We start from the raw sequence: 10,137 nt of genomic DNA on the forward strand, positions 1-10,137 counted from the left end.
ATCAAGCACAAAACGCTTGGTTAAGTGCGGAACCGCTCTTGTATGCGGCTTGGAGACAGGCGACCACGAAAATTAACTTGCGATTAGGAGGACAAGTTCCTTCTTCCTTTGGGAAATTCCCAGAGTCAGAGCGAGTCGCAGCGAAAGTTCAAAATGCCAACACTAAGAACTTGGATGTTGTACCAATTTGGGAGAGCCAAGTGGAGGTTTCATCGCATTTTGAACCCCCGTCCCTTTAGGGCTGGGGTGGCTTCAGGGAGATGTTCAAACGCCCGATCGAGTTGGGCAATTTATCCGTTCTTGGTTTAAGAGCGATCCAGGATTGGGCGATCGTCTGCGTTCCGAATTAGATCGATCGGGAAGAGAGCGCATTAAAGATGCAGTCAAAAATCCTCTGCGGTTAGCGCTTTTGTGTCGCACTTGGGCTAGACAGCAAGGAGAATTACCGAATACAAAAGCAGGGCTTTATCAGCAATTCATCGAAGCGCTTTATGATTGGAAGCGAGATAGATTTCCCACCAATTCAAATCAACGACATAAGCTGAATAAGGCACTGGGAGAATTGGCTTTGAAGGCAATATCTGAAGAAACAAGTAAATTTCGTCTGCGACATCGCTTTGTCTGTCAAGTGTTGGGCGAACCAGATGAAGAATTATTTGATTTAGCGCTTCAGTTGGGATTTTTGAATCAAGTGGGAGTGGCAGCAGAAACAGAAAATAAGGGTGAGAAAGTTTATGCTTTTTACCATCCAACATTCCAAGAGTATTTCGCAGCTTTGGCGGTTGAGGATTGGCACTATTTTATAAATCACGTACCGCATAATCCCAGCCAAGGTAATTATCGAACTTTTGAGCCACAGTGGAAGCAAGTGATTTTACTGTGGCTGGGGCGCGAAAATGTGCCGAAAGAGCAAAAGGAAAAGTTGATCGAGGCGTTAGTGGGATTTAAGGATGGATGCGGAATTGAGAATTTTTATGGCGTTAGAGCTTATTTTTTAGCCGCAGCAGGCATTGCAGAGTTCAGGGAATGTAGCTTGGGCGATCGAATCGTAACGCAGCTAGTTAAGTGGGCGTTTGGGGTCAATAAAATTGAAAAGCAAGAAAGGTGGCCATTTACCTTTGGCGGTGCCAATATTATTGTTGAAGATCCACTTAAAGAGGTGGCTAGAGCAGCTTTGCAAGAGACCGATCGAAGCCGAACGATCGCAGATCTGCTCAACTCGATCGACACAACTGAGCATAAGCCAACCGTTTGGCAAGCTGCAAGGCTCTTGGGACAAATCGAGCCTGGAAACAAGTATGCGATCGCTGTCCTCATTAAGTTGCTTAACACCAGTCAGGATAAGTCTACCAGTTATAAAACAGGGCAGATATTGACGCAAATTGCTGTAGGCAACGCTGATGCTTGTGCTGCTCTGATTCACCGAGTAGAAACCAGTCAGGAAGAGTCCAACCGTTTTCATTTTGCGCGGCACTTGGGGCAAATCGATCCGGGGAACAAGTTTGCGATCGCAACTTTGGTCGATTTGTTGCACAACAGTCAGGATGAATTTCTGCGTTGGCAAGGTGCCAGAGGTTTGGGGCAAATCGATCCGGGGAACAAGTATGCAATCGCCGCACTGATCGATCTGATGCAAACCAGTCAATCTGAGAACATTCGTGCCATTTCTGCTTGGAAGTTGGGGCAAATAGATCCGGGGAACTCCGATGCGATCGCAGAACTGATCGATTTGTTGCACACCAGTTCGGATGACTACATTCGTTGGCAAGCGGCAGAAAGCTTGGGGGAAATTGGCACGGGGAATCCTGATGCGATCGCTGCTCTAATTGAACTAACTTATACTACTGGAGCCAGGGAGATACATTATAGAGCGGCCTACGGGCTTGGCCAAATCGGAATTGGTAGCCCACAGGCTCGCGCTGCCCTCATTCACCTGTTGCATACTACTAAGGATGAGTCGATCCGCTGTCAAGCAGCTGAAAGCTTAGAGAAAATCGATTCTGGCAATAGGGATGCGATCGAAGCCCTGACCGAGCTGCTACACAGTCAAAATGAATCTATTATTGGGAATGCAGCGCAAAGATTAGCCAAAATCGATCCTGGCAATGCGGATGCCCAAAATGCCCTAACCAATCTACTGCTCACAAGTCAGAGAACTGAAGTCCCAAACCAAGCTGCCGATTGCTTGAAAGCTTTTCTTGACAATAAACGCTTTCCCATAATAGTCTCCAGCTTAAAGGATTATTTGCAAAATCAGAGCGATTTTCGCTACGCAGCTTGTTATAAAGTTCTGTGGCATTGCGCTCAAAATATGACTTATCAGGCTTTTTATCAAGCTTGGCACAACCAGCCGACTTCGACTCATCCAGAAGTTCCAGAAACTACTGGTGTTGGTTCCAACTTTATCACTCAAAACCTCAATCTGGCTGAATTACCCAGTCTGCTGGCAGCTGCAATTGCTAAGGATTCACATCTCAAAGATAATGTCAAGCTGATTTGTATCGATGTCAGCAAATTTATCGATTTGGATAATCCGGCTGCCGAAATTTATATCGAAATGGTTGAGCAAGGTTGTCGGGAACGTCAGCAGGGAGAACCGACGACGATGCAGGCGCTGAAAATTTATTGGAAACTATTGAAAAGCGATCGCAAAATTATTTTGGTGTTCTACGAAAAATCTACAGGAAGTCAACCGCAGGGATTTTCGCACTCTTTCCTGACTGCATTGGGTAAATTTGATGGGGCGATTGGTGTTGTAACCTCTCCCCCAACCCCTCTCCTACAAGGAGAGGCGAGTAAAAGTGGATCGACTTTCTCTTTGCAAGGGGAAGGATTTGGGGGTTGGGGATGTTTGCAATTCTTTTCTCCGAATCAGCCGAAGTTGGTGGAAAATATGGTGGGATGGATAAGAGCGATCGCACTGGAAAATTGCTGAAAATAATAGCAACTGCTTTCGTCAGTTAAAACGTTATTAATTTCTCAAACCCTTGATTCTAGACTCTTCTTACCCTAGTCCCTAGCCCCTAGTCCCTAGCCCCTATCCTGCATAGCGACAACATCGTGAAAGTGAGAGTAGTCGATCGCACGTCGTCCATCAGGCGTCCTGGAAAAGACATCGACAAAACGCATATTCCATAGGATATGCTCTGCCGCATAATAATGACGGGCGTGAATAGTTTGGGCAACCGTTTCGTCAAGCCCGGTTAGCATAACTATAAACTCAATGTTATCCTCTGCTAGTGATTTAGGTGTCGCGCCAAACAAAGGACTGGTCTCGTTAATTTGGTGCATCACCGTCCAAGTCAGCGCAAATGTGGGGGATTCGCTGCGAACGAGTTTGAGGTCGTGGAAGCGGCGCATATGTTGTCCTTCTAAAGTCACTTCATCGCGCATTAAACTCACCCGCACTTGGGCTTCCAAAATCTGGTTGTGGCGTTCGTTAGCAGTGCGGAACATCAGCGTCGGTACGCCGTTATGAGGAGCAATTACAGCGTTGCGACTGAATAAAACCCTAGCAGTGGGTTGAGAAAAGCGGGCGAACATTAGCCCCGTACCCATAGACAGGGCCATCAAACCGATCAAAGCTTCGATCGCCACTACAAAATTTGCGTAATCGGTTTTCGGATACATTGCCCCGTAGCCGATCGAAGCCATCGTCTGAACGCTAAAAAAGAAGGCATCCAGAAATGAGCCAGTCCGGGCGTTTGCAATGCAATCTCCTCCTGCCAAATATGCTAAGGCAAACAGTCCGTTAGCGGCGCAATAAAACAGTACAATTACTGCGAGGAATTTCGGCCAGGAAAGGGTGAGCAACCAATGGTATGAATCGCGCCAATGGGAGTGGGATGAGCCTTTACGGATAACATTGAAGCGGCGGTCGTGGGAGCCTTGTGAAGACATATACAGGTTCGCAATGCGCGGCAATTTGAGGCGGTGGCGGTCTTTTTTCATTGGCTGTCGCTCAGGCTCAAAATTTTACTGATTTATATTATATTTTTGCCATGCTTGCCAGAATACATAAATTGATAGAATCGCCAGCAGAGCGCGAAAAGCTAAACTGACGATTCGATCGGGCAATTTGGGTAGAAAGCGCGTACTAATCTGAGATCCTAAGAAGCCACCAAATCCCAAAATCAGTCCTTCTAAAAGTAAGACATTGCCTTTTAAGAAGTGACCGACACAAGCTGACATACCTGTAATTACTACGACACCTAAACTTGTCTGAACGGCAGCTTTGATAGGTTCTGCTAAGAGTAGCATTTGTAGGGGCACCATAATCACCCCGCCACCAACGCCAAACAAACCAGCCAGTATGCCTGCTGCACCCCCAGTGGCAATTCTAGCAATACTTTTAGCGATCGGGGACTGAGTATGCTCCCGATCTCCCACAGGCTGTCTGGCACTCAGACGCTGACGCAGATCGACTAAGTAGATGTTCAAGAGTAACAGTAGTGCAAATGATACTAGCAGAAAAGAGGGGCGAATGCGGCTGGCTATCCAAACGCCGATTTGTGCTGTCACTACAGCGGGAAATCCGATCGCCAACACCCTTTGCCAGCTGAAAAAACCCATGCGCCAGTTCTGTATGCTGCCAGAAATAGCTGTAATTAAAATCGACAGGCTGCTAGTGCCAACGGCTTGCACGGGTGTATAATTAAATGCAACCAAAAAGGGTACAAGTACCGTACCGCCGCCAATGCCCAAAAATCCCGCTAAAATTCCCGCAAATAAGCCAGCGGCAGCTAAAATCAACAAACTTGTAGGTTTCATCTGAATTTAGAATTTAGATTTTCCTTTAAATTTAAAATCTAAAATCTAAAATTTGCAATTATCAAATGTTGGTGGCCGTATTTTCCGCAGTTGCATTCAAAAAAACCGCCTCTACCACCCTAAACCTTGCAAATAGCTTTATTCTTCTTGTTCGACTGCGCCAAGAGCAATTAGTGTGGTTTTTTGAGCTTCAGTTAAGCCGGTAACGCCAGTAATATTCATTCCTTCGTAGGGTCTTTCCGGTATCAGGGTATTCAGGCAATTACCTGTGTTCGCATCCCAAAGCTTAATAGTGCCATCTTCGCTGCCGCTGGCTACAATTTTACCATCCCGACTGAAGGCGACCGATCGCACTTTTCGCTGGTGTCCTTTTAAGGTTTTTACGTTCTTGCAATTATCGAAATTACCGACATCCCACAATTTTACGGTATTATTGCAACCACCACTGGCGAGAGTTTGACCGTCGGGACTCCAGGCGATCGCTTCTACTCCTTGCTCGTGTGCATCCAAACTGGTTAAGCGCTGACAGTTGTTGAGATCGGAAATATCCCAGATCTTTATAGTTGTGTCTTCGCTACAACTTGCCAGAATTGGACGCGAGTTATCCGTCTGAGGACGGAAAGCGATTGACCAAACTCCCTTATGATGACCGACTTCCCCTCGCAAAGTGGCGACGTGCTGACAGTTTTCGATGTTGGAAATATCCCAGAGTTTTACTGCTGAATCTTCTCCGCCGCTGGCGAGAATTTTACCATCGGGACTGAAAGCTACTTCCCAACTCCAAAGTTCGTGTTCTTGATTTTGTTCTTCCCGATCCGATTGCAAATCAATAGTTTGCAAACATTCACCAGTGCGGGGATTCCATAATTTTACCGTTCCATCACCGCTACCGCTAGCCAAAATGTTACCATCTGGGCTGAAGGCAACTGACAAGACCCAAAGGTGATGTTCTGTAAAAGTATTCAAACATTTACCGGTGCTGACATCCCATACTTTCACGGTAAAATCAGCGCTGCTACTGGCGAGAGTTTTACCATCGGAACTGAAGGTGACTGACTGGATCAAATTTTTGTGTCCCTGCAAGGTTTTGACACATTTACCTGTTTTAATATCCCACAATCTGATGATATAATCGGTGCTACCGCTGGCGAGAGTTTCACCATCGGGACTGAAGGTGACTGACTGTATCCAATTGCTGTATCCCTGTGCGGTATTCAAACATTCACCTGTGCGAGTATCCCAGAGTTTTAAGGTACGATCGTCCGCAGCACTTATTAAGGTCTTACCCAAAGGATGGAAGACGAGTGACCAGATGCAGCTTTTGTGTCCCTGCAAGGTATTTAAACATTGACCTGTGCTGACATCCCACACTTTTACGGTAGTATCGGCACCGCCGCTGGCAACTATTTTACTATCGGGACTGAAGGCAACCGCTCGAATTATATCTCTATGTCCCTGCTGTCCCGTTAAAGTGTATTGGCATTTACCTGTGCTGGTATCCCAGAGTTTTACTGTGCGATCGAAACTGCCACTGGCGATTGTTTTACCGTCGGGACTGAAGGCAACTGACAAAACGAAAAGTCTGTGTCCTGTCAAAGTTTTGAGGCATTCACCACTATTAATATCCCATAACTTTAGGGTTGTATCGTCGCTGCCGCTTACTAAAGTTTGACCGTCGGGACTGTAGGCAATTGACCAGATCCCTTTATTGTGTCCCTGCAAAGTTTTTAGGCATTTATTTGTAGATATATCCCACAATTTAACTGTGGTATCGACGCTGCCGCTTGCCAGAGTTTGACCGTCGGGACTGAAGGCAACCGATCGGATCCAATTCCTATGTTCTCCCTCTTGATTCAGAGTTAAACTTTGTTGAATATTATCCAGATCGGAAATATCCCATAATTTAATTGTTTGGTCGGCACTGGCGCTAGCTAGAGTTTTGCCATCCGGACTGAAAGCAACTGAAAATACCCAATCTGCGTGTGCGTGATGGCTGAAAATTAGTTGACCGCTGGCAACTTGCCACAGGCGAATTTCACCATCCACATCGCCACTAGCTAAAAGTTTTCCATCCCGCGTTATTGCCACGGACATAATAATGCCGAAGGTTTGAATAAAAACGGATTTAGCTATATTCGCACCTGCTAAATTCACTCGCCTTACATTTACGCCTTGCAGGTATGCTTGCCATATTGCTAACTTAGAAAAGTCATAACCGCTTAAATCGGCTTTCATTTGAATAAGTAAATTCAGGACGTTTCCGGCTGCGTATCCCAGTTCTAGTTGCGGAGTTTTCTGCATTTCTGAGAGCAGTTGAATTAAATGTCCTTCCAGGCTTTTGCCCTTTATATACTCCTGTAACCTTTGCTTAAGTGGATTTACTATAAAGCGCAATTGGGCATCTCTAATACAATCTTTACTTAACGCTTTATAAATTGATATATTATTAAATAATTCTATTTTTAGCGTTTCTATTTCTTCGTGAATTGCCTCGATTAATTGGTCGGTGACATATTCCATAACTACAGGCTGTAGCGTAAACCACGATGCGCTTGCCTCGATTAAGGCTCGCTGTCTCAGAGAGGTTAAAGCATTCGGCAGTTCTCTTTTCGATTCTAATGATATAATGTCTTCGCGCAGTTCGGAGAAAGAAACAAGCTCGCGATTAATTGCCAACCAATACATAATCTCTTTTTCTGCATCTGACAAGCGACTGAATTGACGTTCTAATAGGTCGCGCATATCATCAAAAACCCCTGTTCCTTGTTCTAAAAATTTCAAAAATTGACAAACTTTAGCATCAAATACATCTCGAATTGCACCCGCCACCATCTTCAAGGCTAGTGGGTTGCCTGTGTAATATTTAATTAAGTCGCTCCATTCATTTTCCGAACCAGAAAATGAACCGATCGCCTTAATTAGTTCTTGTGCTTCTTGAACTTTTAAACCTGGCAGAGATAAGGAGCGAACCGGTAGTTTTTCTCCTTCCAATCTAAAGATTTCTCTAGGTTTTTCCCGACTGGTCAGCACTAAGCAACTGTGATGGCGTTCTTCTCCCAACCGTCGCAAAAGATCGCCGTAGTCCTGAAATCCTTCTCGATAGTGTCCGGCGCGATCGCCATCGCGCAGTACGGTCTCGAAATTGTCCAGTACTAATAGACAGCGATGTTGGCGTAAATAATGAATCAGCCTAGATATCTTACCATCTACGGTGTCGGGTAATTCGGTTTCCTCTTGGTGGGAAAGGAATTCGATCGCATCTGTCAGGATATCTTCTAGTTTAGGAGCATTGCGGAGACTTCGCCAGATCGTAAATTCAAATTTATCCTGAATCTGTTCTGCCAACTTTACAGATAGGGAAGTTTTACCGATTCCCCCCATACCGAGTAGCAACACCAGACGACAGTGTTCTTTTACTATCCATTGTTCCAGGGTAGCCAGTTCTTCCGTGCGACCGTAGAAAACGGAGACATCCGGCGCTTCTCCCCAATTCTGGTAATGCTTGATATCTCTATGAGATAACCCCTCAGACCCCTCTTCCCTAGTAGGTGAGGGGGGAGTTATAATGCTTCGCTCTCTTTGTAGGAGAGGGATTGGGGGAGAGGTAGCTTCTTCTATGGGGCTTTGCAGCGATCGGCGACGCAAAACTGACTTAAAGTTACTTTTAGTTACTTCCTCCCCGAAAGCTTGAGTAAGGAATTTCCATAACTTAGCACCAACATTCTTGATATGTTCCGGATCGTAGCCGAGTTCCTTTGCCATATCTGAATAAGTCTCTCCTTCCCAGGAGCGGCGAAGTATCTGCTCTTGAACATCATTGAGCTTTTCTGACTTCAGAACTCGATCTACGATAACTAGACCTTCGGCAACATTCATTTTATTAATAGAGATTTCAACGATTTTTATAATATTAACTTACTTTTTCTGACTGCGCTCGCCTTTTTGGGTGAGTTTAACCCATTGGTTCTCGAACAAAAGCTTGTGACTATTTACTACTTTTTCTCACTGCACACCAGAAAGAACGAAGTTAGATTTAATTCATGAAGCAAACGAGTTGGTCGAAATGAAATGAACGCTATCAACCAACCAATCTTATCAGAAACAAAAGCCAAAAGCATCTTTGCCAGCAAAACTTTCTGGGCAGCAGCATTAACAGCGGTAGCGGCAATTGCGCCGATTGTTGGTGAGGCAGTCAAAGAAAAGAAAATCACGGTCGATCGCACTGTAAATATCGTGATTATTTTGGCTACGACTGGTGCAACTCTAGCCGGACGGGTGCAAGCTGAAAATTCAGTTTATACACCGAACTGGTTACCCGGCCCAAACAAGTCTGATTTGGAAACTAGCAACTCTTGATATTTAACGAGGTTTGTATGCAACTGCGCGATATTATTGCCAACACAAAGACTATCTCTTTAGAAACTTTAGCCCAAGACACTGCACTTGCCGAAGAAGTCCAAATTAACCTGTTTCGTTTCGGTTTGCTCGATCCACCAGTTGACGGTAAGTTTGGTTTCTTTTCCACACAAGCCCTGAAATACTTGCAATCTATTCTCAAGATTCAAGAGTCAGGATTGGGGCCACAAACTAGCAAAGCGCTGCTGGAAGTTAAGGAAGCAATTCCGCTGAACTTGAGCAACGATTTAGCCAGCCGGATTATCAAGTATATGCGTTCAAAGGCATACTTTGTGGCGGTTGGAGAAAAGCGTTACAACATTGTTTATCTTGAAGGTGCTTCTGCTGATGGCAAACCCAATCGGGATAGTTTCAATGAATGGAACGATCGCCGGATTGTGATTGAAATAGCTACAGGAACTCCCAAAATTGTGGGTAACTGGTTAGCTACAACCGAACCCGGAAATTGGTCTACTCAACATCCCCCAAATGCTAATGGTGTCGCCCGAATTGCTTTCGGACAATACCAAGCTTGGCAAGTAGGAACGCATTACGGTAGCGGTCGCGATCCTCATGAAGCGCTGGTGCAATGTGGAACGGTGAAAGTATATCGCGATCGCAACAAAGATGGTATCCGAACTGGGGATGCGATCGATATCGGTTCTAACTTTTTTATCAACCAGCATTGGGGTTTTGATATGTCTAAAGTTGAAGGAGCTAGCGCTGGTTGCTTAGTCGGTCAATCTCGCCAAGAACATCGGGAATTTATGCGGTTGATTAAGCAAGACGTTCGCTATCAATTAAACAACAAATACGTCTTATTCACAACTATCATCCCAGGTGACGACTTAGCTAAAGCTTTCCCAGCTTCGTAGTAGCAGCAGGGTGGGCAATGCCCACCCTACTTAAGAGAAATCAGATAAATTATTCAGCCCAGAGCGGGATTAAATAAAATGAAACTCCAAGATATTT

At 45.2% G+C, this 10,137-nt stretch carries 7 protein-coding genes; 4 read left to right on the top strand and 3 right to left on the bottom strand.

Annotated features, from left to right (window positions below):
• Both H6S82_RS07630 and H6S82_RS07635 read left to right on the top strand, forming a co-directional pair.
• The coding region (locus H6S82_RS07630; RefSeq protein WP_191056125.1) for a hypothetical protein at positions 1-239 on the top strand (239 nt) is incomplete at its 5' end.
• 83 nt (positions 240-322) lie between these two features.
• Complete coding sequence (locus H6S82_RS07635; protein WP_190464840.1) at positions 323-2,935, top strand: HEAT repeat domain-containing protein; 2,613 nt, start codon at positions 323-325, stop codon at positions 2,933-2,935.
• Positions 2,936-3,030: 95 nt separating this feature from the next.
• On the opposite strand, the gene H6S82_RS07640 is transcribed toward H6S82_RS07635, so the two are convergent.
• From H6S82_RS07640 to H6S82_RS07650, 3 genes are all read right to left on the bottom strand, one after another.
• Complete coding sequence (locus H6S82_RS07640; protein WP_190464839.1) at positions 3,031-3,951, bottom strand: ion channel; 921 nt, start codon at positions 3,949-3,951, stop codon at positions 3,031-3,033.
• Between the two features lie 24 nt (positions 3,952-3,975).
• Positions 3,976-4,770, bottom strand: a complete 795-nt coding sequence (locus tag H6S82_RS07645) for a sulfite exporter TauE/SafE family protein (protein WP_190464838.1) — start codon at positions 4,768-4,770, stop codon at positions 3,976-3,978.
• Positions 4,771-4,908: 138 nt separating this feature from the next.
• Positions 4,909-8,646 carry an NB-ARC domain-containing protein gene (locus H6S82_RS07650; protein WP_190464837.1) on the bottom strand — a complete coding sequence of 1,246 codons (3,738 nt, stop codon included), beginning with the start codon at positions 8,644-8,646 and terminating at the stop codon, positions 4,909-4,911.
• A gap of 192 nt (positions 8,647-8,838) precedes the next feature.
• Here H6S82_RS07650 and H6S82_RS07655 point away from each other — a divergent pair, with 192 nt between their 5' ends.
• Both H6S82_RS07655 and H6S82_RS07660 read left to right on the top strand, forming a co-directional pair.
• Complete coding sequence (locus H6S82_RS07655) at positions 8,839-9,126, top strand: hypothetical protein (protein ID WP_190464836.1); 288 nt, start codon at positions 8,839-8,841, stop codon at positions 9,124-9,126.
• A gap of 17 nt (positions 9,127-9,143) precedes the next feature.
• The gene (locus H6S82_RS07660; protein WP_190464835.1) at positions 9,144-10,040 is read left to right on the top strand and encodes a peptidoglycan-binding domain-containing protein; all 897 of its coding nucleotides are present in this window, start codon (positions 9,144-9,146) and stop codon (positions 10,038-10,040) included.
• Positions 10,041-10,137: the final 97 nt, after the last annotated feature.

Source organism: Planktothrix sp. FACHB-1355 (assembly GCF_014748295.1).
GTDB classification, from domain to species: domain Bacteria; phylum Cyanobacteriota; class Cyanobacteriia; order Cyanobacteriales; family Aerosakkonemataceae; genus Aerosakkonema; species Aerosakkonema funiforme_A.